Source organism: Clostridioides sp. ZZV14-6154 (assembly GCF_020657785.1).
Classification (GTDB): domain Bacteria; phylum Bacillota; class Clostridia; order Peptostreptococcales; family Peptostreptococcaceae; genus Clostridioides.
Genome location: NZ_JAGWCY010000016.1, coordinates 19,390 through 43,920, shown reverse-complemented (window position 1 = coordinate 43,920; position 24,531 = coordinate 19,390). Strand labels below are relative to the sequence as shown.

The following is a 24,531-nucleotide window of genomic DNA, read 5'->3' as shown; positions in this document are numbered from 1 at the left end:
TTAGGAGGAAAGTATGGGAGATAATATAGTTTATAAAATAATAAAAAAACATATAGTGGATGGAGAGGCTGTTGCTGGCAATTCAATTGGGATAAAAATAGACCAGACTTTAACACAAGATTCCACTGGAACAATGACATATCTTCAATTAGAAGCTATGGGCATAGATAAAGTAAAAACAAAAAGAAGCGTTGCATTTGTAGACCATAATATGTTACAACAAGGATTTGAAAATGCAGATGACCATAAATATATACAAACAGTAGCTGATAAATATGGTGTTTATTTTTCTAAACCAGGAAATGGTATCTGCCATCAAGTGTTTTTAGAAAGATTTTCAACACCAGGAGATACACTTTTGGGTTCTGATAGCCACACACCTACTGCTGGTGGTGTTGGTATGATGGCTATTGGTGCTGGGGGATTGGATGTTGCTCTAGCTATGGCAGGAGGAGCATACTATATAAAAGCACCAAAAGTCTGTAAGGTAAACTTAGTTGGAAAATTAAATAATATGGTATCTTCAAAAGATATAATATTAGAAGTGTTGAGAAAACAAACTGTAAAAGGTGGCGTAGGTAAAGTCTATGAATATGGAGGAGAAGGTGTTAAAAATCTATCTGTTCCACAAAGAGCCACAATAACAAATATGGGAGCTGAGCTTGGAGCAACTACTTCAATATTCCCAAGTGATGAAAAAACACTAGAGTTTTTTAAGAGTCAAGGAAGAGAAGATGCTTGGATGGAGCTAAAATCTGATTCAGATGCAATTTATGATGAAGAGATTACTATAAACTTAGATGAATTAAAACCATTAGCTGCAAAGCCTCATAGTCCAGACAATGTAGATGAAGTCGAAAATATAGGAAAGATTAAAATAGACCAAGTTGCGATAGGAAGCTGTACAAATTCTTCTTATGAAGACTTAATGAAAGTAGCCCAAATTTTAAAAGGCAACAAAGTTCATAAGAATGTAAGTTTGGTAATAGCACCAGGCTCAAGACAGGTTATGGAAATGATAGCTAGAAATGGAGCTTTAGGAGATATAATAAGTGCTGGAGCTAGAATATTAGAAAATTCTTGTGGGCCATGTATAGGTATGGGTCAATCTCCAGGAACAGATTCTGTATCTTTAAGAACTTTCAATAGAAACTTCTATGGAAGAAGTGGAACTCTATCAGCACAAGTATATTTAGTGAGCCCAGAAGTAGCAGCAGTAAGTGCTATAAAAGGAGAACTTACAGACCCAAGAGAATTTGATGTTAAATTTGAAAACTTAGATGTAAATGAATTTTTAATAGATGATAGTATGATAATAAAGCCTTCTGATGTAGGAAGCGATGTAGAAGTAGTTAGAGGTCCTAATATAAAGCCTTTCCCTCTTAATACAGAACTAAGTGAGTCTATAAGTGGAAAAGTAATATTGAAGACAGAAGATAATATAACTACTGACCATATAATGCCATCAAATGCTAAATTACTTCCTTTTAGAAGTAACATACCATATCTTGCAAATTATTGTTTTAATACTGTAGATACAGAGTTTCCTCAAAGAGCAAAAGATAATGATGGTGGATTTATAATTGGTGGAGACAACTATGGACAAGGTTCAAGTAGAGAACATGCTGCCTTAGCACCATTATATCTTGGTGTTAAAGGAGTAATAGTAAAAAGTTTTGCAAGAATACACAAAGCAAATTTAATAAACAGTGGTATAATTCCAATGGAGTTTTGTGATGAAAAAGATTATGAAAATTTATCTCTTTTAGATAGTCTGGAAATACCAAATATTTTAGATAATTTAGATAGTGGTGTTTTAGAGGTTAAGAATTTAAGCAAAGGAACTTTTTTCAAAGTTAAAGTAGAATTATCATCAAAAGAAGTTGATGTATTAAAAGCAGGTGGAAAATTAAATTACACTAAGAATCAAGCTAATTAATATGAAAAGAGGGAATATTAATGTATAAAGTGACACTTATACCAGGAGATGGAATAGGACCAGAAGTTGCGAAAGCTATGAAAAAGGTTGTAGAAGCTACTGGGGTAGAGATAGAATGGGAAGAAGTTAATGCAGGAGAAGCAGTTATTGAAGAATATGGAACTCCACTTCCTCAATATATTATAGATAGTATAAAAAAGAACAAAATAGCTATAAAAGGTCCAATCACTACTCCTGTAGGGAAAGGATTTAGAAGTGTAAATGTAACTTTAAGACAAGCATTAGATTTATATGTTAACTTAAGACCAATTAAGAGTTTTAAAGGTATAAAGTCAAGATATGAAGATGTTGATTTAGTGGTAGTAAGAGAAAATACAGAAGACTTATATGCTGGTATAGAACATAAGATAGGTGATTATGCAGCTGAAAGTATAAAGATAATAACAAGAGGTGCAAGTGAGAGAATTGTTGACTTTGCATGTAACTATGTTAAAGATAACAAGAGAAAAAAAGTTACAGCTATACATAAAGCAAACATAATGAAAATGTCTGATGGCTTGTTTTTAGATGTATTTAGAGAAGTAGCATCAAAACATGGTGTCGAGTATGATGATTTAATTGTAGATGCAGCAGCTATGAACTTAGTTTTAAATCCAGAAAACTACGATGTAATGGTAATGCCAAATCTTTATGGAGACATACTATCTGATTTGGGAGCTGGTCTTGTTGGAGGCTTAGGTATAATTCCAAGTGCAAATATTGGTAAAGATTGTGCTATATTTGAAGCTGTTCATGGAAGTGCTCCACAAATAGCTGGGCAAAATAAAGCTAATCCAACAGCTCTTATTCAATCGTCAGTAATGATGCTTAGATACCTAGGGGAATATGAAAATGCACAAAAGATAGAAACAGCTTTAGAAAAAGTATTTCTTGATGGAAGTAAATTAACTGTAGACTTAGGTGGTTCAGCTTCAACTACTGAATTTGCAGATGAGGTATGTAAATATATTTAGTTGTTATTTATAGTAATAATATGATGTAAGCCTAAAAAGAGCTGTTAATTGTATATGGGACAATTAACAGCTCTTTTTTTAGCTCTGTAATTATATATTTGTAAGCATCCATTCAAAAATATGAATAAAAATAAATGTAAAAAAGTTATTTTTTTAGTTGAATACTCAACCAATATATGGTAACATACAAATATGGTTGAAAGTTCAACTAAATATATTTTAAACTTAGGGGTATTGATTGGAGGTGTATTTGATTAAAACTTTAGACAGTAATATATTAAGAGAAGTTGGTACTTTATCTAGAGCAGTAAATTCAATAAATGATATGAAGTACAAAGAATTAAAGTTACAAAAAGGGCAATTTACTTTTTTAACACGAATTTGTGAAAATCCTGGTATAAACCTTGTAGAATTATCAAATGTGTTAAAAGTAGATAAGGCTACTACAACCAAAGCTATACAGAAGTTAATAAAAGCAGGATATGTGGATAAAAAGCAAGATGAGTTTGATAAAAGAGGATATAATTTAACTCCGACTAATAAATCTTTAGAAGTATATGAGTTAATAATTGAAGAAGAAAATAGAAGTATAGAAATCTGTTTTAATAATCTTACAGATGAAGAGAAGCAAACAGCAAACAATATACTAGAGAAAATGAGAAAAAATATAGAAGAAGAATGGTTTAAAGTAAAAAGATAATAAATTAATATATGAATATAAGGAGATATTTTTATGATTAGAAAAGCAAATATAAATGATTTAGATAGTATCATGGGAATTATAAAATCAACAGTAGAGGAAATGAAAGGCTATAATAATACACAATGGGATGAAAATTATCCATCAGATAAAGACTTTGTTTCTGATATTGAGAAACAAGATTTATATGTAGAAGAAGTAGATGGAAAGATAGCAGGATTTATATGTATTAATTATGATGAACCTAAAGAATATATAGATTTAAATTGGTCGTCTAATGAGAAGGCTATGGTAGTACATAGAATGGCAGTAAATCCAAGTTTTAGAAAGATGGGAATTGCATCTAAACTAGTTGATTTTGCTGAAGAATTAGCTAAAGAAAACGATGTATCATATTTAAAGAGTGATACATATTCAATAAACTCAAAGATGAATTCATTGCTTATAAAATGTGGATTTATCAAAATTGGTGAAATGAGTTTCCTAGGAAAAGAGAAATCTTTCTATTGTTATGATAAAATATTATAAAAAGTATTTATCATACAAAGGCTAGAGAATACATTTTCAGTATTAGTAGGGGCATGATGTAAGCCAGATGTATGCTATTATGAAAGGGTTGATTTAGATGATTGAATTTCTAAAAAAAAGAAGAAGTATTAGAAAGTATAAAAATGTTGAAGTAGAAAAAGAAAAGCTAGATAAAATATTAAAAGCGGCTCTTTTGGCACCATCATCAAAGGGACTTAGAACATGGGAATTTATCGTGGTAGATGATAAAGAAACATTACTTAACTTATCTCAATGTAGGACTAAAGGTGGTGGATTTTTCCTAAAAAATGCACCTTTGGCTATTGTAATTATTGGAGATAAAGAAAAAAATGATGCTTGGATAGAAGATGCAAGTATTGCTGCTTCATATATACAACTTCAATCTCATGAAATTGGATTAGGCTCTTGCTGGATACAAGTAAGAAATAGGATGCATGATGATAGTATAGATGCTGATAAATATATTAGAGATGAACTGAACATACCTGATAAGTACAGTGTAGAATGTATAATTTCTATAGGCTACCCTGATGAAGAAAAAAAATCATACTGTGACTCTGATTTGGACTATGAAAAAGTTCATTTTAATAAATTTTAATGTATAATATATTATATTAAGACAGTATGTTTTTTTGATATTGTTAATATATATTTAAAATTGTAAAAATATATCTGAATTTTACTAACTTATATAGGGGTTATGTACAAGGATTTTAAAGATAAGTATAGAAATTAATGTTTATAATCGATACATAACTAGAGTAACAAAATTTAAGGAGGTTCAAATATGGGTATATTTAAAACAAAGATTGATGAGGATTGGAAAGTAAACTACATCAAAGAATTTAATGAAATGAGAGACTCTTATGAGAGTAAGCTTCAAAAAAAACAGTTTGAAGTAGATAGTTTAAAATCAGAATTAGATAGACTTAGAAGCTACAAAAATAGTCTTAAGCCAAAGGAAAAACAAATTACTGATGATGATATAAATAATATAAAAAACTTGAGAAGAGATGGTTTAAGCTATAAAGAAATTTCAAGTGAAACAAGTTGGAGTAAAGCAACTGTGAGTAGAGTATTAAATGGACTTTACGATTAGTATATACATGGGGTGATTTAAATTGGGGATGAAGTATAGTTATAAAAAATGTATAATGGATTCTATTTCATTGATGTTCATAGTTCAGATAGTAAGGATGATTTTAAATTATATACTTCTAAGTCAATTTGAATTTACCCTTGAAAATTTTAACATTGTAAATTTAATTTCTTTTACAATAGTTGGGTTATCATTAATTTTATTTTTAAAAAATAGTCCTTTGTATAATAAGGTGAGAAATAGAAAAATCACAGAAGCTTTCAATGAAAATAAAGATAATGTACTTATAAAAAGATGTAAGTTGATACTTTTTATAGTAGCTTTATCTCTAGTGGTAATCTCAATTTATTACAATAGAGGCTATATGTTTTTTTATGTAACTATGATGACTTTATCTGTATTAATAGTTCCAGTATTTGAAGAATTATTTTTTAGAGAGTACATATGGAATTATTTAAACAATTTTATAAAATCAAAGAGTAAAGTTATATGTATAACATCTATATTATCTGGTATTTATAATATAGGATATATAGATGTTATACATAATTACATAATGTTATATAATAACTCTTACTATACATTTGAAGTTATTATTTCAAAAATTATTATAGGTACTGTTTTTGGTATTGTACTTGGTATTGTTAAGTCAAGATTTAAAGATGTAAGCTTTTGTATAATATTGAGAAGTCTGTTTACTATACTTATTAGACAGATAATATGATTATATCTACTTAAATAATATAATTATCTTGTAATAAGTATATAAATAATATCTACTTAGATAATATAATTATCTTGTAACAAGTATATAAAGGTAATGAATGATAGCTATATATATAAAATAAACTCTAATATTTGGAGTTTATTTTTTTGTAGGAAATTATTTTAAGAAATTAATTATATTACTTATGCAATTTATTGTTTTAAAGATTAACAAGACTATTTGACAGCTTAGCCCATAATATGATATTTATATAAAATGAGATGAGTGTACAAACTAAAACTAATTATGAATGAGAGTGATTTACTTGAAGAAATTTTATGAAATATATTTAGATTTAGAGAAAGATATAAGAAATAATGTATATGCAGTAGGAGAGCTTTTACCAACAGAAGTAAAGCTTGCTCAAAAATATCGAGTATCAAGAGAAACTATTAGAAAAGCGCAGTCGCTTTTATTGGAGAAGGGGTTTATACAAAAAAAACAAGGTAAAGGGGCTATTGTTTTAGATATAAATAAATTTGAAATAGAAGGGTCAGGGTTGATTAGTTTCAATGAATTACAAAAGAATAAAAATTTAGATACAGAAATAAGTGTACTAAAAAATAAAAAGGAGATTATGCCTTTAGAAATTTGTAAAAAACTAGATATAGACACAAAAACTAAGGTTATAGCAGTTGAAAGACTTAGAAAGATTAATGGAGAAGCTGTTATTTTAGATAAAGATTACTTTATATCTGAAATAATACCAGAAATACCATTAACAGCAGTTCAAAGTTCAATATTTAATTATATAGAGAAAAATCTAGAACTAAAAATAGGTTATGCAAATAAAGAAGTAACAGTAGCTCCTGTTACAGAAGAAGATAAAATATTGCTAGATATTGGAACAGATACACATGTTGTAGTGATACGAAGTGAAGTTTACTTAGAAGATACAAGATTATTTCAGTATCATGAATCTAGACATAGAGTTGATACATTTAGATTTGTAGATTTTGCAAGAAGAAGAAATCTTTAATTATATAAAAGAGTGTCTGTTTTGTACTGTACCCTCAATTGTTGAATCAAAATTCTAATGATTGGATTTCAGTATATTTAGACACTCTTTTTTTATTAGACCATATATTATTTAATTTTCTATAAATTCTTTATTAAAGTATTTGCTCTTTGAGAATATGTATGTAAGGATACAAGTAATGGCTATAGAAAGCCCCATTGCTAAGAAGTAAACACTCCATTGGTCTGTAAATATAGATAAAAACGCTGGTAACCCTGATATACCTATAGAACTTGCTTTAACATTAAAGTAAGATACAACTCCTCCAGCTATACCTGCACCTATCATAGATGCTATGAATGGGAAACGATAACGTAAGTTTATACCAAATATTGCAGGTTCAGTAATACCTAACCAAGCTGAAATTGAAGCTGTTAATGCAACACCCTTGATTTTTTTATTTTTTAATATAAAAAACATTGTCAAAGCTGCTGCGCCTTGCCCAAGGCTAGCCATAACTTGTATTGGCCATAATGTAGCAAATCCTAAAGTACCTATCATTTGTAAATTTATACCTAAGAATAAGTGATGCATACCTGTTATAACTAATGGAGACAATATGAATCCAAAAAGTGCTCCTGCAAGTACTGCATTAATTTCAAACAATCCAAGAATTCCACTTGTAATTAAATTGGCAAATGACATTGTTATAGGTCCTATGATAGAGAATGTTAAGAAACCAGTTATTAACAATGTAAGAGGAGCAACAAAAATAAGCTGAACCATCTCAGGAATTTTTTTAGTTAAGAACTTTTCGATTGTCGCTAAAAGATAAGAAGAACATAAAACAGGGATTACTTGTCCTTGATAGCCTATTTTAGCAATATTAAAACCTAATATATTCCAGTAAGTAACAGCTTCAGGTGTTTTAGAGTATTGTGCACCGGGCATTAAATCTGGATTAATTAAAATAAGACCTAATACAATACCAAGTACAGGATTTCCTCCAAACTTTTTGACAGCTGACCAACCTATTAGTGCAGGTAAAAATGAAAAAGAAGTATTTGCTATAAGATTAATCATATTAGATATACCAGCCCAATTACTATGAACTTCTAAAAAGGGTTGTTCATAGAAAATTCCTGGGTTAGCAAGTAGATTATTTATCCCCATCAATAAACCAGAGGCAACTATAGCAGGCAATATAGGAATGAATATATCTGCCAACACCTTTATAGCTTTTTGAAGTGGATTTAATTTTTTATTAGAAATCTCTTTAACCTCAGCCTTTGTTGCTTCTTTAAGTCCAGTAATTTCTATTAATGTAGCATAAACTTTATTTACAAGACCTGGCCCTATAATAACTTGAAATTGACCATTTGAGGTAAAGCTTCCTTTCACTATATCTATTTGTTCTAATTGCTTTATATTAACTTTACTTTCTGAATTTAGAGCAAATCTTAATCTAGTAATACAGTGTGTCGCAGATATTATATTCTCTACTCCCCCAATTGCTTCAAGGATTTGCTCAACCTGCTCTTTATGATGTGTATTTTCTTTTAATGTGCTCATAAAATTACCTCCCTCTTAAAATACGATGTTGTATAGACAAATCTTGAAAATAATATACCATAGAGAAATTTTTATGTCAACGTTATCCTAAATATTTTTAAAATTTAATTGCTAAAAGATAAATTGTATATTATTGGAAAATCAAAAAAGTAAGAGTAAATATGGAAGGATTATAGGGAATATGTTTTTTTATTTAGAGTAAATATTGATTTTAACAAAAAAAAGGTTTATTATAAAAATATAAAAGTTGTCTAGACAAAAATGAAAGGAGAAATTTGCATATGGATTTTAAGAAGAAAGTTATTTATCAAATATATCCAAAATCATTTAATGATTCTAATGATGATGGGATAGGAGATTTAAAAGGAATTATAGAGAAATTACCTTATTTATATAAATTAGGTGTAGATATAATTTGGATTAACCCATTTTTTGTTTCTCCACAAAGGGATAATGGATATGATATTGCTGACTATACATCAATAGATTCTATGTTTGGAACTATGGAGGATTTTGAAGAGTTAGTAGATGAAAGTAAAAAATATAATATAGAATTGATGCTGGATATGGTCTTAAATCACACATCAACAGAACATGAATGGTTTAAAAAAGCTTTGGCAGGAGATAAAAAGTATCAAGATTTCTATTTTATTAGAGAGGGCAAAGAAAATAATCAACTACCGACAAATTGGAAATCTAAATTTGGAGGAAATGCTTGGGGAAAATTTGGAAATACAGATAAGTACTACTTACACTTATATGATGTTACACAAGCTGACCTCAACTGGCGTAATCCTAATGTTAGAGAAGAATTATATAAAGTTGTAAATTTTTGGATAGATAAAGGTGTTAAGGGGTTTAGGTTTGATGTAATAAATGTGATTGGTAAAGATGAAGAATTGAACGATTCTACAAATAATATAGGAAAAGAAATGTATACAGATAAACCTATTGTCCATGAATTTATTAAAGAAATGAACAAAGAAACTTTTGGAAGAGTTGAGGGCATAACAACTGTTGGAGAAATGTCTTCAACAACTATTGAAAATTGTATCTTATATTCTTCTCCAGAAGAAAAAGAGCTTTCAATGACATTTAATTTTCACCATTTAAAAGTAGATTATAAAAATGGAGAAAAATGGAGCGATATACCTTTTGACTTTATGATGCTGAAAAAACTCTTAAATGAATGGCAAGAAAATATTGAAAGTGGTGGTGGATGGAATGCACTATTTTGGAATAATCATGACCAACCAAGAGCTATTAGCAGATTTTGTAATGAAGAATATAGAGTGGAAGCATCGAAAATGTTAGCTGCTACAATACATCTATTAAGAGGAACTCCGTATATATATCAAGGTGAAGAAATAGGTATGACAAATCCAAACTTTGAAAAAATAGATGATTATTTAGATGTTGAAACTCATAACGCGTATAATGAATTTTTAAAAAATAAAATCGAAAAAGAAACAATAATGAATATTATAAAGTCCAAATCCAGAGATAATAGTCGTACACCTATGCAGTGGTCAGACAAATTAAATTCAGGTTTTACAAATGGAAAGCCATGGATTAAAATAGCAGAAAATTATAAAGAGATAAATGTTGAAAAGGAACTTAAAGAAGGGTCAATTTTTAATTTCTATCAAAAGTTAATATCTTTAAGAAAGCAATTAAATATTATATCTGAAGGCTCTTATAAGGGAATTTTACTAGATGATGATAAAGTTTATGCTTATGTTAGAAGCTTAGAAAATGAAAGATTAATAGTATTTAACAACTTCTATGATTGTGAAGTTGAAGTTGAGATTAGTGAGGAATTTTTAGGCAAATCACTTACATATTTGATAGGGAATTATGAAAAGCGAGATTTAGAACCTAAGTTAAAGTTAAGACCTTATGAAACAGTAGCATTTTATAGTAAGGATATAAAAAAATAATGGAAAGAGGTAGTATTAATGAAACCAAATATTTTACTTATGATTTCTCATGATAGTGGTAGAAAATTCAGTAACTATGGATATAATGTGGAAACTCCATGTATAAATAAATTAGCTCAAGAAGGAATTCAATTTGATAATTATTTTTGTGCAGCACCTCAATGCAGTCCAAGTAGAGGAAGTATACTAACTGGATTATACCCTCATAATAATGGGTTAATGGGACTTGCACATCTAGGTTTTTGTATAGATTCTAAACATACAACACTTCCTATGGAGTTACAAAAAAACGGATATGAAACAACATTAATAGGGCTAAGCCATGAAACAATAAATGAAGCACCACCAATAAAAGATAGAGTATTTTCTTCAACCTATGACTTAGGATATGATAATTTTATAGCGGTTCCAGGGGATAGAGCTCCTAAGGTTGCTAAAGAGGTAGTTAAATTCTTAGAGGAATATAAAGAAAATCAAGGAAAGCCATTTTACTTAAGTGTAGGATTTTTTGAAACACATAGAGATTTTGATGAATATGAACCTTATGCAGATAAATTGGATGAAGTAGAAGTATTTAAGTTTTTACCTGATACAGAAGATGTAAGAAAAGATATAGCTTTATATAATGGTTCAGCAAAAGTACTGGATGAGGCAATAGGCAAAATATACAATAAATTACAAGAAACAGGATTAGATAAAAATACAATTGTTATACTGACAACAGACCATGGAGTTGCATTTCCAGGAGCGAAAGGAATGCTAAAAGAAGCAGGATTAGAGACAGCGCTTATAATTTTATTACCTAATTCTTCTCAAAAAAATGTGAAAAAAGAAGCACTATTATGTAATGTTGATTTATTGCCAACTATACTAGATTTAATTGAAGCTGAAATTCCTAAGAATATAGATGGAGAAAGTTTTGCCAATTTATTAAAAACAAATGAAGATATAGGTAGAGACTCATTCTTTACAGAGATGACATGGCATGATCAATATAGACCAATGAGAGGCATAAGGACTAATGAATATAGCTATGTTAGAAATTTTGAAGATGGGCCTAAAGTATATATTACAGTTGATTCACATTTGAGTTTATCAGGTAAAGCTGTTAGAGATAAATTTTATGTTCCTAATGATAAAGAAGAACTTTATGATTTAAGAAAAGACCCACTAGAAGAAAATAATCTAATAAATGATTCAGATTATCAAGACATAGCAAATGAATTGAGAAAGAAAGTTGATAATTGGATGTTAGAAACGAATGACCCACTTTTAAAAGGACCTGTAAAAGGGACAGGTTCAAGTAGATGGAAAACAGAAATAGAAGAGGGTAGAGCTTATCCAGGAAGAGAAGAATATTATAGACTATTATCTGATAAGTAGAAAATATTAAACAAGTAAAAAACATTAAATAAGTAAAAATATATAAAAAAGAAGGTTTTTTATAATGAAAAGTATATCAGTTTTGATTAAACCAGTCTCATCGTTATGTAATTTGAGATGTAAATATTGTTTTTATGCAAATGTGAGCGATTTAAGAGAAGTAAAATCCTATGGTATTATGCAGGAGGATACTGTAAAAAACATAGTAAATAATACATTTGAAATTTTGGATAATGGAGATAGAGTTACATTTGCTTTTCAAGGTGGAGAGCCTACTTTAGTGGGATTAAAATTTTTCCAATATTTTATTGAGTATGTTGGTAAAATGGAAAAAAATATAACAGTAAACTACTCTATTCAAACGAATGGAACTCTTATTGATAATCAATGGTGTGAGTTCTTAAAGAAAAATAATTTTTTAGTAGGATTATCATTAGATTTACTAGAAGATTTACATAATAAAAATCGTGTATATTCAAATAATAAGGGAAGTTATATAGATGTAATAAATACAAAAAAACTACTGGAAATATACAAAATAGACTTTAACATACTATGTGTTCTGACAAATCAGATTGCACTTAATCCAAAAGAGGTTTTTAATTTTATAAAAGCAAACGATGTGAAGTATATACAGTTTATCCCTTGTTTAGATGATTTAGACTGTAAAACTAAGTCAGAGTACTCTTTAGAACCTAAATATTTTGCATACTTTTATAAAATAATATTTAAGCTTTGGAAAAATGAGTTCAATAAAGGAAATTATATAAGTATTAATTTGTTTGATAATCTTATATCCATTTTAATTACAGGAATTCCTAGTACCTGTGGGATAATTGGAAAATGCCAACCACAATTTGTAATAGAGGCTGATGGAAGTGTATATCCATGTGATTTTTATGTACTAGATAACTTTAATTTAGGTAATATAAAAGATAACACTTTGTTGGATATTTTAAGAAAATCTAAAATGCAAGAATTTTTGCATAAAGATATAAAGAAAGAAAGTATTTGTTTAAATTGTAATTTTTACAAAATATGTGGTAGTGGATGCAAAAGAATGAAAAATTCTATGTATATTGACTCTAGTAACAATTACTGTGGATATAAAGAATTTTTAATGTCTACTTTTAGTGACCTAGAAAAAATATCAGTATTAGTATATAAAAATCAAATACTAAAATAATTTTAGTATTTATAATTCTAAGTTAAAGTGATTAAAAATTATGTATAATTAAAGGGTTTTGAGCAGAGTAAATTTAGTTAGGATGATTTTAAATGAATGTAATTTTATTTGTAATAGCTATACTTTCAACAACTATAGGAGCTATAACGGGTATTGGTGGAGGGGTAATAATAAAGCCAGTGCTAGATTTGATTGGAGTATTTGATGTTTCGACAATAAGTGTGTTATCATCATTTACTGTATTATCGATGGCAATTGTTTCTGTATATAAACAAATTAAATCAAAACTTTTTAAAATAAACTTTAGACTTATTTTAATTGGTGGAGCATCAGTATTAGGAGGGACTATAGGTCAAAGGTTATTAGATTTATCTATTTCATATGTAAATAATCCTTCTATAATAAAAATAACTCAAAATATTATAATGATTATTTTGTTAGTAATGGTTTATTTATATAAAGATAAAAGTTTAAATGTTAAGTTTAATACTAACATTACATATTTTATTGTTGGCATTTTTTTAGGGGTTATATCTTCATTTTTAGGAATAGGTGGAGGTCCTATAAATGTGGCTGTGTTTACAATATTATTTGGATTATCAGCTAAAGAAGCTGCGTTTAATTCCATTATAACTATTTTATTTTCTAATATTTCAAAGTTAGTTACAGTTTTCATAAATACAGGGTTTGGTATATATGATTTATCTGGATTACCTTTTATGATAATAGGAGCAGTATTAGGAGGAATTATAGGTTCCTCGATTAGTAAAAATATGGATGACAAAAGAGTTAAATATATGTTCTCGTATATGACTATAATTATTACTGGAATAAATATATACAGTATATTTCAAGTAATATATTTTATGAATTAAAGTGTATAATGTAGATAACACGAGAAGTCAATTTAAATTATTGGAATGAGGAGATTTAATATGTTCAAAAAGTTATTCTCAAAAAATAAAAATGAAGAAGTAAAAAGTAATTATATAAAAGGAGTATTACAATCGCCACTTACAGGGAAAGTATTAAGTATAACTGATGTTCCTGATGATGCTTTTTCTAGTAAAATGCTAGGTGATGGGATTGCTATAGAACCACAAGAAGGAGTCGTATCTTCTCCTGTCGATGGGGAGGTAATTCAAGTATTTTTGCCATCTAAGCATGCTATATGCATAAAGAGTGAAGATGATTTGGAGATACTAATACATATAGGATTAGATACTGTAAAGATGAATGGAGATGGATTTGAAGTATTAGTAAATGCAGGAGATAAAGTCTACTGTGGGCAAAAACTTATAAGATTTGATTTAGAAAAAATTAAAAAAAGCGTTAAATCTGTAATAACTCCTATAGTTATAACCAATTCTTATGACATAGATAAAGTTGAAATTTTAAGAACTGGAGATATATGTATTGGAGAAGATTTAATGAAAGTTTATAAGTAAATAGGTTTTACCAAGAGGTTTTGTCTAAATAAAAAATATTATAACTATAAAATGGCTGGATATAATAATATTGAAAGAGTGTAGGTATGCTTATTTTATTAAGGGTACCTTTTTTTATTGTGTTTTATAGAAAATTTATCTGCATAAATAAAGTTTTTTAAAACAATCTTCTTATAATTATATTATTTTTACTAATTATCTTATTTTTGATAATTTCTGATATTTATGAATTGTTATACTTTTTAGAACTCTATTTTTAAATATATATTGACATATATATATTATCTATTACAATTGATATAAACTAATAAAAATAAAATATTATTAATCAACTTATTGAATGGAGGAATAGAAATGAAATTTGTAACTTTCTGTACTGGCAATGAAGAAAATATAGGTGTATTTAACTCAGAAACAAATAGTATATATGAAATTAATAGTTTGGGATTAAGCAAATTATATACAGATATGAATGATTTTATTGAAAATGTATCTACTGGAGATTTAGAAAAAATAAAAAAACATTCATTTGAAAATGCAAAGTGTTATAAGTTAGAAGAAGTGAAATTATGTTCCCCAATTGTAAGACCTAAAAAAGATATTATATGTTTAGGTTTAAACTATAAAGACCATGTCAATGAAATTCCAGATGGTGTTATAAAAAATGTAGTTATGCCAGACTATCCAATTTATTTCTCTAAAAGAGCAGATAAGGCAATTGGAGTGGATGATAAGATAAGTTTACATGGAGATTTAGTAGAAAAGTTGGATTATGAATCAGAACTTGCAGTAATTATAGGAAAAGAAGGTATAAACATATCAAAAGAAGATGCCTATGAATATATATTTGGATATACAATAATGAATGATATAAGTGAAAGAGCACTTCAAGATAAACACGTGCAGTGGTATAGAGGAAAAAGTTTAGATACACATACATCTATGGGACCTTGCATAGTACATAAAGAAGAATTTGAGCATCCTTTAAAACTAGATATAAGTAGTGTGGTAAATGGAGAAGTAAGACAAGATTCTAATACAGAATACTTTATATTTGATATACCTACTGTAATAAGTGATTTATCAAGAGGAATGACTCTAAAGCCAGGAGATATAATTTCAACTGGAACTCCAGCAGGTGTTGCTATGGGAATGAATCCTCAAGTATATTTAAAACATGGTGATGTAGTCGAATGTAAAGTCGAAGGGATAGGAGTTTTAAAAAATATAGTTGATTAATGGATAAATATGCCATATAATTTTATTAGTACGAATAATTTAATTAATATGGAATTAATCAAATTCAAGATTAATTTACTATAGAGAGGGATGAGTGTATGGCAAAAGAACTAGAACTAAAGTATGGCTGTAATCCAAACCAAAAACCATCAAAAATTTATATGAAAAATGGAGAACTTCCTATAGAAGTATTAAATGGAAAGCCTGGATACATAAATTTTTTGGATGCATTTAATAGTTGGCAACTTGTAAAAGAATTGAAAGAGGCTACTGGTCTTCCAGCAGCAACTTCATTTAAACATGTAAGTCCAGCAGGTGCAGCAGTAGGAATACCTTTATCAGATACTTTAAAACAAATATACTTTGTTGATGATTTAGAGCTTTCTCCATTAGCTTGTGCTTATGCAATGGCAAGAGGGGCAGATAGAATGTCTTCTTATGGAGATTTTATAGCACTTTCAGATGTGTGTGATAAAGAGACTGCGACTATTATAGCGAGAGAAGTTTCTGATGGTATAATAGCCCCAGGGTACACAGACGAGGCTCTTGAGATATTAAAAGGAAAGCGTAAAGGGAATTACAATATTGTAAAAATTGATGAAAATTATACTCCTGAACCTATTGAAACAAAGGATGTTTATGGAATCACTTTTGAACAAGGTAGAAACGAAATATTAATAAATGAAGACTTATTAAAAGATATTCCAACTGATAATAAAATCTTTACAGATAGTGCAAAGCGTGATTTAATTATAGCTCTTATCACATTAAAATATACACAGTCAAATTCAGTTTGCTATGCTAAAGATGGACAAGTAATAGGAGTAGGTGCAGGACAACAATCACGTATTCACTGCACTAGACTTGCAGGTAATAAGGCAGATATTTGGTATCTTCGTCAACATCCTAAAGTATTAAATTTAAAATTTAAAAAAGATATAGGTCGTCCAGATAGAGATAATACTATTGATGTATACCTTTCTGATGATTATATGGATGTACTTGCTGATGGTATATGGCAGAATTTATTTGAAGAAAAACCAGAACCTCTTACTGGAGAAGGTAAAAGAGCATGGCTTAAAACTTTAACAGGAGTAGCTCTTGGTTCTGATGCATTTTTCCCATTTGGAGACAATATAGAACGTGCTAAAAGAAGTGGAGTAAGTTTTATAGCACAACCAGGTGGCTCTATTCGTGATGATAATGTTATATTAACTTGTAATAAGTACAATATAGTTATGGCATTTACTAAAAATAGATTATTCCATCACTAAAGTATAAAAAATATAAAATAAATACTGATTAAATTAAAAATCTACAACGAGTTTTGTTGTAGATTTTTTTATTTGCTGTATAATTTTAAATAGAACTTTATTTTTAGATATTCAATTTGGAGGATGATATGGCTTTAAATATAAGAGACTATAGCCTATTGTGTAGTCAAGGTACAGCTAAATTTAATGAAGATGTAGTTGGTATAAGTCCATTTGGAGCATGGGTTTTGGATGGTGCAACAGGGCTCAATGGAAAAAACTTAATATCAAATGAAAGTGATGCAAGATGGTATGTTCAGTGGTGGAATAAGTATTTATATAAAAATATGAATAGAGAAGAATCATTAAAGAGCATTATCAATAGTGGGATAATAGAAATTAAAAAAGAGTATGAGATGAAATTAAATGGAATAAAGGTGGAAAAATTAGATTTACCATCAAGTTCTATAGCTATTATTAAATTTCATGAAAATAAAGTAGAGTATTTTTTATTAGGAGATTGTTCTTTATTTATTAAAAATGGAGATTCTAAAGTCATAAAAGATAGAACTATTTGTAAATTTGATAATGCTGTGTTTGATGAAATGAGTAAGCTTTCTAATTTAGAAGAAATGACTTTTGATGAGATAAAGTCAAGTGTCATGGATACAATAGTAAGCAATAGATTGAAAAAGAATACTAAAGATGGATACTGGATATTGGATTTTGATGAGGATGCTGTAGAAAACTCAATATACGGATACTTAGAAATAAAAAAAGATTTTCAATTGATGTTAACAAGTGATGGTTTTACAAGTGCCTGTGATAGGTATAACCTCATAAAAGAAGAAGAATTGATACGTATAGCAGAAAAATTTGGCATAGGATATATACATAATAAAGTTAGAGACTTTGAGGATAATGACTATAAAGCAATTAAGGTTCCAAGATTCAAAGTAAAAGATGATTCTTCCTGTTTGTATCTGGATATATATAACGATTAGATTATATGAAATTGTTTAATTTTAGAGGGGCGGTAAGTAAAAAAGTGAAAATTCTTCATATAATAACACAAAAACCAAATAGTACGGGTAGTGGAATATACATGTGTGGTATGATAAAAGGGTTTGAAAAAATAGGTCATGAGCAAGCTGTAATTGCAGGGATAGATGTTAATGACAATGTAAACTGTTTTTCAAGTGATGTAAGTTTTTATCCAGTAAAGTATAATTGTGGAGAACTAAATTTTCCTGTTGTAGGAATGAGTGATTCTATGCCATATGAAAGTACTAGATATAGAGATTTAAATGTAGAAATGCTAAATAGATTAAAACATCAATTTAAAATAAATATAGACAGAGCTATGGAAGATTTTAAGCCAGATATTATAATATGTCATCATTTATATCTTTTAACTGCATTTGTCAGAGAGATTGTGAAAGATATTAAAGTTATGTCTGTTTGTCATGGGACTTGCTTAAGACAGTTAAATACTATCGATTTAGAAAAAGAATATATAATATCAAATATAAAAAATTTGGATTTAATATTTGCTCTTCATAAAAAGCAAAAAGATGATATTATAAAGACTTTTGGAGTAAGCGACAGTAAAGTAGTTGTAATTGGTAGTGGATATAATGATAGTGTATTTTATGATAAAAATTATAAAATAAAAAATGATAAGATAAGGATAGTATTTGCAGGAAAGATATGCAAATCAAAAGGATTGATTCCATTTATAAAAGCTATATCTGGACTAGTATATCGTAAAGATTTAATCGAAGTCAATTTTGCAGGTACAGGAAGTGATGTTGAATCTTATAATGAGATTGTTAAGCTTGCAAGTCAATCTCCATTTAAAATGAATTTCTTAGGAAAATTAGACCAAAGTGACTTAGCTGAGTTATTTAATAAGTCACATATATTTGTTTTACCATCGTTTTATGAAGGGTTGCCAGTTGTAGTTTTAGAGGCCTTATCATGTGGACTTGATGTAATTACCACTGATATTCCTGGCGTTAGAGAATGGATTGGTAGTGAGATTAATGATTCTGGAAAGATAGAATATGTAATGTTGCCTTCTATGAGTTTAGATGGTATTCCAAACGAAGAAGAGTTATCTATCTTTGAGAAGAATTTATGTAATGCAATAGATTTTAAAATACAATATCTATTGTCTCATTTGGAGAAAAGGTCATCTGTAGATATGTCAAAAAAAACATGGGATGGTTTAGCTTATAGGATGAATGAAGTTATTTTAATGGACGAGATGTGTCTAATTTAGAGTGATTTAAATTATAAAAAAAGTGTAACTATTTTTACACTACTTTTAAGCGAATTTATATTATACTGATACTAAATATATTTATTTTGAGGGAGGTAATTTATGAAGTTTAGTAAAAGAATATTAGCATTAGGTATTTCAGCATTATTATTAAGTGTTAGTTTTCCAACATCAGCAAATGCACTAGATAAAATCGAAAATATCCAGGGAACAGATAAATATGAAACAGCTGGTATTATTGCAGATAAGCAAGATTATACAACAGCTGTACTTATCAATTCTGATTCTACGATGGTAGATGGTATTTCTGCTAGTGGTCTTGCAGGGGTAAATAATGCAGCAATTTTATTAACTAATAAGGATGATATACCAGAAGCCACTTTACAAAGGCTTAATAGAGTTACTAAGATATATGTAATAGGTGGCGAAAATACTATAAGTAAAGATGTAGAAAAAATGCTACTTATGAGAAGAATGCAGGTCATAAGAATTGATGGAGTAGATAGAGTAGATACAAGTTATAAAATTGCAGCTGAAATAGAAAAGATAAAAAGCAGTGATAAGACGTTTTTAGTAAATGGATTTAAAGATGAAGCTGACGCAGTGAGTGTTGCATCTGTTGCGTATAGAGATGGTGCTCCTATTTTATTGACAAAAGATATAGCTTCAGCAGAAGAAGATACAGATTTAGACCCATGGTTTGGTGTTTCACCTGTTCCAGTATATGCTGTTGGAGGAAAATCTGCACTAAGTGATTATATAGTAAGTAGATATAGAGCAACAAGAATTGATGGTAGTGATAGATATGAAACTAATAAGAATGTAATTAAGAAGTTTTATAATGAAACAAAAGAGTTTTATGTGGCAAGTGGAGATGATTTAGTTTATGCTTTAGTTGCTTCACCAATGGCTAAAAACGCTCCTGTTGTTTTAGTTTCAGATAAAAGTGATAAGAGTGTATTAAATAATGCTAATAAAGTCACTGCAATAGGTATAAATGATAAGAATGTTATAGAGCAATGTTTAGAAGCTACAAAATAATAGAATGTTATCAGTAAAATGAATACATAATATATAGTAAAAGTAAGTATAATGCTTATATTTTAGTGATATATAGTGTATAAATATTAAACTATATAAATCTTCTAGTTGATTTTATGACAAAAATCAATTAGAAGATTTTTTTTATTAAAATTATGTATCAAAGTTATATACTAAAATTGAACTGTATATGTTAAAAAATAATGCATGAGCTATTCATATATAAGAATCAATTATCCTCATAAATGACAAGATGAATGGAGTCATACACAAAATTGTATGACAATTCCATCCTATCATGTTCACATCAAAAAAGAAGATATGATGCGTATTTTTTATAAAGAATAAATCTCATAAGAGTTATCTTCTTTTAGCTTTTCTAACCAAACCATTTCTAAAATATCTAATTCTTCTAAGTAATCTTTTTCAGTTTTATTATCATCATGTTTTATAAGTTCTAAAATTTCAAATGTAAATGCTTTTTCTCCATATTTTTTCCAATCATTATTTAAATCTCTTACCATACATGACCCAGCACAAAGTTGAAATTTGAGGGAGTTAAACTTGCTTTTTATATCATTGCTTTTTCCAAGATAAATCTTTTTAGTAATATCACTTTTTATCATAAATACACCAATGTCAAATTTCATTTCCCTGTATAGTTGTTTTAATTCACGTTTTCTATCCATTTTCTGAGTACCTCTCTTTATAATAATATGTAATATGTAAAATTATTTATATATTACATATTATTATAAAGATATTAATTAGAAATGTAAATAGATTTTGATAAAATTAATTATAATTTTACTATTGCTTAGTATTAATATTTAGGCTAATTAGAGTTATTATATGATTTAATGTTATATAAAATTAAAAAGAAGAGTTGACATGATGAAAATTATAGAATAAACTAAAAATGTAATAGTAAATAAATATTAACTATTACATTGAAAGGGAATTATTATTATGAAAGGGAGGAAATTATTAATATGAATAAAAATATAGAATTAATTGGAAATTTTGCTAGTGATTGGATTCGCTATAGTGATTATGAATATAAAATTACTGAAGAAGATGAACTGTATATAGTACCAACAGAAGATGCTGTATTTACTATGTACAATCCATTTGATGTTGCAGATGAAATTATAGTAGATATAATTCGCATAGGGCAAGAAGCATTACAAGATATATCAAAAGAAACTAAAGAAATGAGATTAAAAAAAGAAGTACTTGAATTTGTAAAGAAATATGGATTGTTAGGATTGATTTATTCAAGTGTATATAATAGAGATATTGTTGGTGAAGAAAGAGTACTGATGATTGAAAAGAATTATATTACAAAAGAGAATATATTGAATACTGATGAGTATGTAAATATGTTTATCCCATTTGCAAGTGATGAAGATGTATACTTTAAAAAATATAAACGAGGTATAGATGTATCAAAACGAGAGGAATCACCTAAGTTTTTTGGAAAAAGACCACTGATTTTGGATTTAGTATTTTCAAGGTTTTATACAGAACAATTGGATTGGATTGTAAATTTTGCTAAGGATATGTGTAGACATTTTAATCAAATTTGTGTCTATAAAAATATGTCTAACTTATTAACTGAAAGTGTGACTATTATGTCTGGAGGGTTTAACCCTCAAAAGATAGGATTTTCTATAAGTCAATTAGATAAACCCACTATTGCATGGGAATTTAATTCTTTAAAAACAGCTATTGAAACTATATATGCATTTGCAATTACAAGTGAACCTGCATCTTTAAATAAATGTAAGTATTGTGGAAAGATTTATATACCTACAAATTCTAAATCTCAATACTGTTCACCTTCCTGTAGAAATTGCTCAAATGTAAAGAAAAGCAGAAGTAGAGCTAAAAAAGATAAGTAAATTAATATATCATTGTTTAGATTTTAATTATAAATAACTATTAAATGAATAAATAGTTATAAAAAATATATCTGAGTAATGATATATTTTTTTATTGAAAAATTTAATTAAAATAGTAATTTTGAGTTGACAAAAACTACTTATAATAATACTATTATAAGTAGTTTTGTGAGTTGATATATATACTAATTTAAATATATCATAAAATAAGTTAAAAGTCAATAGAAAAATGGAAAAGGAGAATTTTAAAATGATATCACCTATTATTTTGAGTTCTATGCATCAAAATTTAAAGGAAATAGAAAGAAATGAATTGCTTGAAACTAATAAAGAATCTAAGTGTTATGGTCTAGTACTTTCAGAGGAGGATGTAAAAGATATAATAACTTCAAGAAATGATACTTTAAAGGGATATGGAAGAATAGAATTGGAGATAAAAGTTACAAAAAAATTAATAGAAAATATATATACATCACAGTTTACAAATATGGATGATTATTTAGAGACTATTAATGATATGCAAGAAATCTTTTATTACTTAAAAAATGAAACAGATGATAAAATTTGTGATGATGAAATTATAGAAATACTTGATGAACTTTATGAAAAATTTACAGGGAATATGGATAATGTAAGAGGGGAAGCAGAGGAATTTGCAAAAAAGTTTAAATTTGGAGAAGTTTAATCTAATGAGAGGGGAAACTTACTATGTCAAATAATAATCTAACCAACATCAATATAAACGAAAATAATCTAATAAAAAATCAATATGCAATATCTCTACTTAAAGAATGTATGGATTGTAAAGTAATAAATGAGAGAGAAGTATATAACATACAACAAGAAATATCCTTAATTCTTATAAATTTAATTAAAAAATATACAAATGGTCAAAGTACATCAGTAAAGACTGAAGTTGCTGAAAAATTATTGCTTTCAATTTGGTATGCTATTGATGCATATGTAAGTAAACTTGAAAATATAGAAAAAAGAATTGTAGGATTGACGTCTAAAAATATTAAGAATATATATTTAGAAGGCATTAAAATTCTTGAATATGATTTACTTGAGTTAGAAAAATTTTATGAACTAATGAAAAGTAGAAAATTATATACTAACTCAATAGCATATAATGATACTTTAATGGAATTGTCTGGTTTCTTTAAAAACTATAGTATAAAATTTGAAGCCTATGATATTCCAGTGAGTATAGATTATCCATTGGCATTAGATGATATGGATATTCAAGGAATTTATTATGTAAAAAATTATATTGAGAGTATAGATATAGAAAATAGATTTTGTAATTTATTTAAAAAGAAAGATAGAGAAAAATTATTTTATGATTATGGAATAACTTATAAAATAGATTGTGATGTTATACTTATAAACTTATTTGAACTTATTATAAATAACTCTATTTTCTCTACAATTTTAGGCAATGAATCAACTAATTTGAAAATTTCAGAATATGAATATGAATTTTTAGAAAAACAATTTAGAAACATCTACAATCATATCTTTGAAGGTGAAATTAAGGTATATGAGGAAAATAATGTAGTTGAATTTATTGAAGAAAATAATAGTTTTGATTTTAATGATTCTGAAGAACTCGATAAACAAAGTACAATAAATGAAAAAATAGTTTTATTGCTTGAAGAAGCAATTGATGTATTGATAGAAAGATTAAATATAGAAGATGAAGCCATGATAAAATACATAAAAGCATATGAGAAGATATTTATTGAGTCTGTACTAAGTTCAATAAAAAGTGGCACTTTTAAAAGTATGATAACTGTAAGTAAGAATGAAAATGAACCTTTAGAAAAGTATATTGTTGATGATGAAAATAAATTAGATGATGATTCATTTAGAGCGATATTCAATGCTGTACTAGAGAGTACTTCTATAATTGAAAAAATAAAAATAATAAAGGAAAACATCAATGCAAAAAAAGACTTTATTGATATTCTTGAATCTGAGTGCTTATTTGGGGATGATTATCTAATGCTATTTGCTTCATTAAGTGAATTTGAATTGGCAATACTGGGAAGTGTAGTATTTTATGAAGATATGAGAATGGAAGAAATTAATTTATTGGAACTCTTATTAAATAAAAATAGTGAAACTACACTATGGAAAAGAGAGTACATTGAATTTATGAAGAGACAAAATAAGGAAAAAATACATTGTATAGAAGAATATATAAATCAAATTAATTAACAAAAAATTGTGAATAAATAGAATGTTAGTATAT

Annotated in this window: 23 protein-coding genes; 21 read left to right on the top strand and 2 right to left on the bottom strand. The window is 27.7% G+C overall.

Features of this window, described 5'->3' with window-relative positions; all coding sequences use genetic code 11:
• Nucleotides 1-13 precede the first annotated feature (13 nt).
• From KGF45_RS18525 to treR, 8 genes are all read left to right on the top strand, one after another.
• Nucleotides 14-1,939 carry an aconitate hydratase gene (locus KGF45_RS18525; protein WP_227830129.1) on the top strand — a complete coding sequence of 642 codons (1,926 nt, stop codon included), beginning with the start codon at nucleotides 14-16 and terminating at the stop codon, nucleotides 1,937-1,939.
• Between the two features lie 20 nt (nucleotides 1,940-1,959).
• Nucleotides 1,960-2,952 carry an isocitrate/isopropylmalate dehydrogenase family protein gene (locus tag KGF45_RS18520; RefSeq protein WP_227482972.1) on the top strand — a complete coding sequence of 331 codons (993 nt, stop codon included), beginning with the start codon at nucleotides 1,960-1,962 and terminating at the stop codon, nucleotides 2,950-2,952.
• Nucleotides 2,953-3,202: 250 nt separating this feature from the next.
• On the top strand, nucleotides 3,203-3,652 hold the full coding sequence (locus KGF45_RS18515; RefSeq protein ID WP_227830131.1) for a MarR family winged helix-turn-helix transcriptional regulator: 450 nt from the start codon (nucleotides 3,203-3,205) through the stop codon (nucleotides 3,650-3,652).
• A 33-nt stretch (nucleotides 3,653-3,685) separates the two neighbouring features.
• On the top strand, nucleotides 3,686-4,180 hold the full coding sequence (locus tag KGF45_RS18510) for a GNAT family N-acetyltransferase (protein ID WP_227843014.1): 495 nt from the start codon (nucleotides 3,686-3,688) through the stop codon (nucleotides 4,178-4,180).
• A gap of 97 nt (nucleotides 4,181-4,277) precedes the next feature.
• Nucleotides 4,278-4,799, top strand: coding sequence for a nitroreductase family protein (locus KGF45_RS18505; protein ID WP_227843013.1), 522 nt, complete (start codon nucleotides 4,278-4,280; stop codon nucleotides 4,797-4,799).
• A 189-nt stretch (nucleotides 4,800-4,988) separates the two neighbouring features.
• Entirely contained in the window at nucleotides 4,989-5,300 is a 312-nt protein-coding gene (locus KGF45_RS18500) for a helix-turn-helix domain-containing protein (RefSeq protein ID WP_227433351.1), read from the top strand.
• 28 nt (nucleotides 5,301-5,328) lie between these two features.
• Nucleotides 5,329-6,024 carry a CPBP family intramembrane glutamic endopeptidase gene (locus KGF45_RS18495; protein WP_227830133.1) on the top strand — a complete coding sequence of 232 codons (696 nt, stop codon included), beginning with the start codon at nucleotides 5,329-5,331 and terminating at the stop codon, nucleotides 6,022-6,024.
• A 307-nt stretch (nucleotides 6,025-6,331) separates the two neighbouring features.
• On the top strand, nucleotides 6,332-7,045 hold the full coding sequence (gene treR / locus KGF45_RS18490) for a trehalose operon repressor (protein WP_227830134.1): 714 nt from the start codon (nucleotides 6,332-6,334) through the stop codon (nucleotides 7,043-7,045).
• A gap of 111 nt (nucleotides 7,046-7,156) precedes the next feature.
• On the opposite strand, the gene treB is transcribed toward treR, so the two are convergent.
• Nucleotides 7,157-8,596, bottom strand: a complete 1,440-nt coding sequence (gene treB, locus KGF45_RS18485; protein ID WP_227830135.1) for a PTS trehalose transporter subunit IIBC — start codon at nucleotides 8,594-8,596, stop codon at nucleotides 7,157-7,159.
• A 281-nt stretch (nucleotides 8,597-8,877) separates the two neighbouring features.
• On the opposite strand from treB, the gene treC reads away from it, so the two are divergent.
• The 10 genes from treC (at nucleotide 8,878) to KGF45_RS18435 (ending at nucleotide 20,370) form a co-directional block, all read left to right on the top strand.
• Complete coding sequence (gene treC / locus KGF45_RS18480; protein ID WP_227843012.1) at nucleotides 8,878-10,536, top strand: alpha,alpha-phosphotrehalase; 1,659 nt, start codon at nucleotides 8,878-8,880, stop codon at nucleotides 10,534-10,536.
• Nucleotides 10,537-10,554: 18 nt separating this feature from the next.
• Entirely contained in the window at nucleotides 10,555-11,919 is a 1,365-nt protein-coding gene (locus KGF45_RS18475; RefSeq protein WP_227843011.1) for a sulfatase, read from the top strand.
• Nucleotides 11,920-11,983: 64 nt separating this feature from the next.
• Entirely contained in the window at nucleotides 11,984-13,105 is a 1,122-nt protein-coding gene (locus tag KGF45_RS18470) for a radical SAM/SPASM domain-containing protein (RefSeq protein WP_227843010.1), read from the top strand.
• A gap of 92 nt (nucleotides 13,106-13,197) precedes the next feature.
• The gene (locus tag KGF45_RS18465) at nucleotides 13,198-13,980 is read left to right on the top strand and encodes a sulfite exporter TauE/SafE family protein (protein WP_227840108.1); all 783 of its coding nucleotides are present in this window, start codon (nucleotides 13,198-13,200) and stop codon (nucleotides 13,978-13,980) included.
• A gap of 60 nt (nucleotides 13,981-14,040) precedes the next feature.
• Entirely contained in the window at nucleotides 14,041-14,553 is a 513-nt protein-coding gene (locus KGF45_RS18460) for a PTS glucose transporter subunit IIA (protein WP_227843009.1), read from the top strand.
• Between the two features lie 354 nt (nucleotides 14,554-14,907).
• Nucleotides 14,908-15,792, top strand: a complete 885-nt coding sequence (locus tag KGF45_RS18455) for a fumarylacetoacetate hydrolase family protein (RefSeq protein ID WP_227840107.1) — start codon at nucleotides 14,908-14,910, stop codon at nucleotides 15,790-15,792.
• Between the two features lie 98 nt (nucleotides 15,793-15,890).
• Nucleotides 15,891-17,066, top strand: a complete 1,176-nt coding sequence (locus KGF45_RS18450) for a phosphoribosylaminoimidazolecarboxamide formyltransferase (RefSeq protein WP_227843008.1) — start codon at nucleotides 15,891-15,893, stop codon at nucleotides 17,064-17,066.
• Nucleotides 17,067-17,194: 128 nt separating this feature from the next.
• Complete coding sequence (locus KGF45_RS18445) at nucleotides 17,195-18,049, top strand: hypothetical protein (RefSeq protein WP_227840105.1); 855 nt, start codon at nucleotides 17,195-17,197, stop codon at nucleotides 18,047-18,049.
• Between the two features lie 44 nt (nucleotides 18,050-18,093).
• Nucleotides 18,094-19,329, top strand: a complete 1,236-nt coding sequence (locus tag KGF45_RS18440) for a glycosyltransferase family 4 protein (RefSeq protein WP_227840104.1) — start codon at nucleotides 18,094-18,096, stop codon at nucleotides 19,327-19,329.
• A 102-nt stretch (nucleotides 19,330-19,431) separates the two neighbouring features.
• Nucleotides 19,432-20,370: a cell wall-binding repeat-containing protein gene (locus tag KGF45_RS18435; protein WP_227840103.1), complete on the top strand. Its 939-nt coding sequence runs from the start codon at nucleotides 19,432-19,434 to the stop codon at nucleotides 20,368-20,370.
• 335 nt (nucleotides 20,371-20,705) lie between these two features.
• Here KGF45_RS18435 and KGF45_RS18430 read toward each other — a convergent pair whose 3' ends face one another.
• Nucleotides 20,706-21,059: a GIY-YIG nuclease family protein gene (locus KGF45_RS18430; RefSeq protein WP_227840102.1), complete on the bottom strand. Its 354-nt coding sequence runs from the start codon at nucleotides 21,057-21,059 to the stop codon at nucleotides 20,706-20,708.
• A 303-nt stretch (nucleotides 21,060-21,362) separates the two neighbouring features.
• Between KGF45_RS18430 and KGF45_RS18425 the strand changes: the two genes are divergently transcribed.
• The 3 genes from KGF45_RS18425 (at nucleotide 21,363) to KGF45_RS18415 (ending at nucleotide 24,497) form a co-directional block, all read left to right on the top strand.
• Nucleotides 21,363-22,274 carry a recombination protein NinG gene (locus tag KGF45_RS18425; protein ID WP_227830147.1) on the top strand — a complete coding sequence of 304 codons (912 nt, stop codon included), beginning with the start codon at nucleotides 21,363-21,365 and terminating at the stop codon, nucleotides 22,272-22,274.
• Nucleotides 22,275-22,524: 250 nt separating this feature from the next.
• A complete protein-coding gene (locus tag KGF45_RS18420) occupies nucleotides 22,525-22,959 on the top strand; it encodes a DUF6323 family protein (protein ID WP_227840101.1) in 435 nt (144 codons plus the stop codon).
• A 23-nt stretch (nucleotides 22,960-22,982) separates the two neighbouring features.
• Nucleotides 22,983-24,497, top strand: coding sequence for a DUF6179 domain-containing protein (locus tag KGF45_RS18415; RefSeq protein ID WP_227843007.1), 1,515 nt, complete (start codon nucleotides 22,983-22,985; stop codon nucleotides 24,495-24,497).
• Nucleotides 24,498-24,531: the final 34 nt, after the last annotated feature.

Coding starts and splice junctions, on each gene's coding strand:
- KGF45_RS18525 (WP_227830129.1), top strand. CDS start 14: ATGGGAGATAATATAGTTTATAAAATAATAAAAAAACATATAGTGGAT.
- KGF45_RS18520 (WP_227482972.1), top strand. CDS start 1,960: ATGTATAAAGTGACACTTATACCAGGAGATGGAATAGGACCAGAAGTT.
- KGF45_RS18510 (WP_227843014.1), top strand. CDS start 3,686: ATGATTAGAAAAGCAAATATAAATGATTTAGATAGTATCATGGGAATT.
- KGF45_RS18505 (WP_227843013.1), top strand. CDS start 4,278: ATGATTGAATTTCTAAAAAAAAGAAGAAGTATTAGAAAGTATAAAAAT.
- KGF45_RS18500 (WP_227433351.1), top strand. CDS start 4,989: ATGGGTATATTTAAAACAAAGATTGATGAGGATTGGAAAGTAAACTAC.
- KGF45_RS18495 (WP_227830133.1), top strand. CDS start 5,329: ATGAAGTATAGTTATAAAAAATGTATAATGGATTCTATTTCATTGATG.
- treB (WP_227830135.1), bottom strand. CDS start 8,596: ATGAGCACATTAAAAGAAAATACACATCATAAAGAGCAGGTTGAGCAA.
- treC (WP_227843012.1), top strand. CDS start 8,878: ATGGATTTTAAGAAGAAAGTTATTTATCAAATATATCCAAAATCATTT.
- KGF45_RS18475 (WP_227843011.1), top strand. CDS start 10,555: ATGAAACCAAATATTTTACTTATGATTTCTCATGATAGTGGTAGAAAA.
- KGF45_RS18470 (WP_227843010.1), top strand. CDS start 11,984: ATGAAAAGTATATCAGTTTTGATTAAACCAGTCTCATCGTTATGTAAT.
- KGF45_RS18465 (WP_227840108.1), top strand. CDS start 13,198: ATGAATGTAATTTTATTTGTAATAGCTATACTTTCAACAACTATAGGA.
- KGF45_RS18460 (WP_227843009.1), top strand. CDS start 14,041: ATGTTCAAAAAGTTATTCTCAAAAAATAAAAATGAAGAAGTAAAAAGT.
- KGF45_RS18455 (WP_227840107.1), top strand. CDS start 14,908: ATGAAATTTGTAACTTTCTGTACTGGCAATGAAGAAAATATAGGTGTA.
- KGF45_RS18450 (WP_227843008.1), top strand. CDS start 15,891: ATGGCAAAAGAACTAGAACTAAAGTATGGCTGTAATCCAAACCAAAAA.
- KGF45_RS18445 (WP_227840105.1), top strand. CDS start 17,195: ATGGCTTTAAATATAAGAGACTATAGCCTATTGTGTAGTCAAGGTACA.
- KGF45_RS18435 (WP_227840103.1), top strand. CDS start 19,432: ATGAAGTTTAGTAAAAGAATATTAGCATTAGGTATTTCAGCATTATTA.
- KGF45_RS18430 (WP_227840102.1), bottom strand. CDS start 21,059: ATGGATAGAAAACGTGAATTAAAACAACTATACAGGGAAATGAAATTT.
- KGF45_RS18425 (WP_227830147.1), top strand. CDS start 21,363: ATGAATAAAAATATAGAATTAATTGGAAATTTTGCTAGTGATTGGATT.
- KGF45_RS18420 (WP_227840101.1), top strand. CDS start 22,525: ATGATATCACCTATTATTTTGAGTTCTATGCATCAAAATTTAAAGGAA.
- KGF45_RS18415 (WP_227843007.1), top strand. CDS start 22,983: ATGTCAAATAATAATCTAACCAACATCAATATAAACGAAAATAATCTA.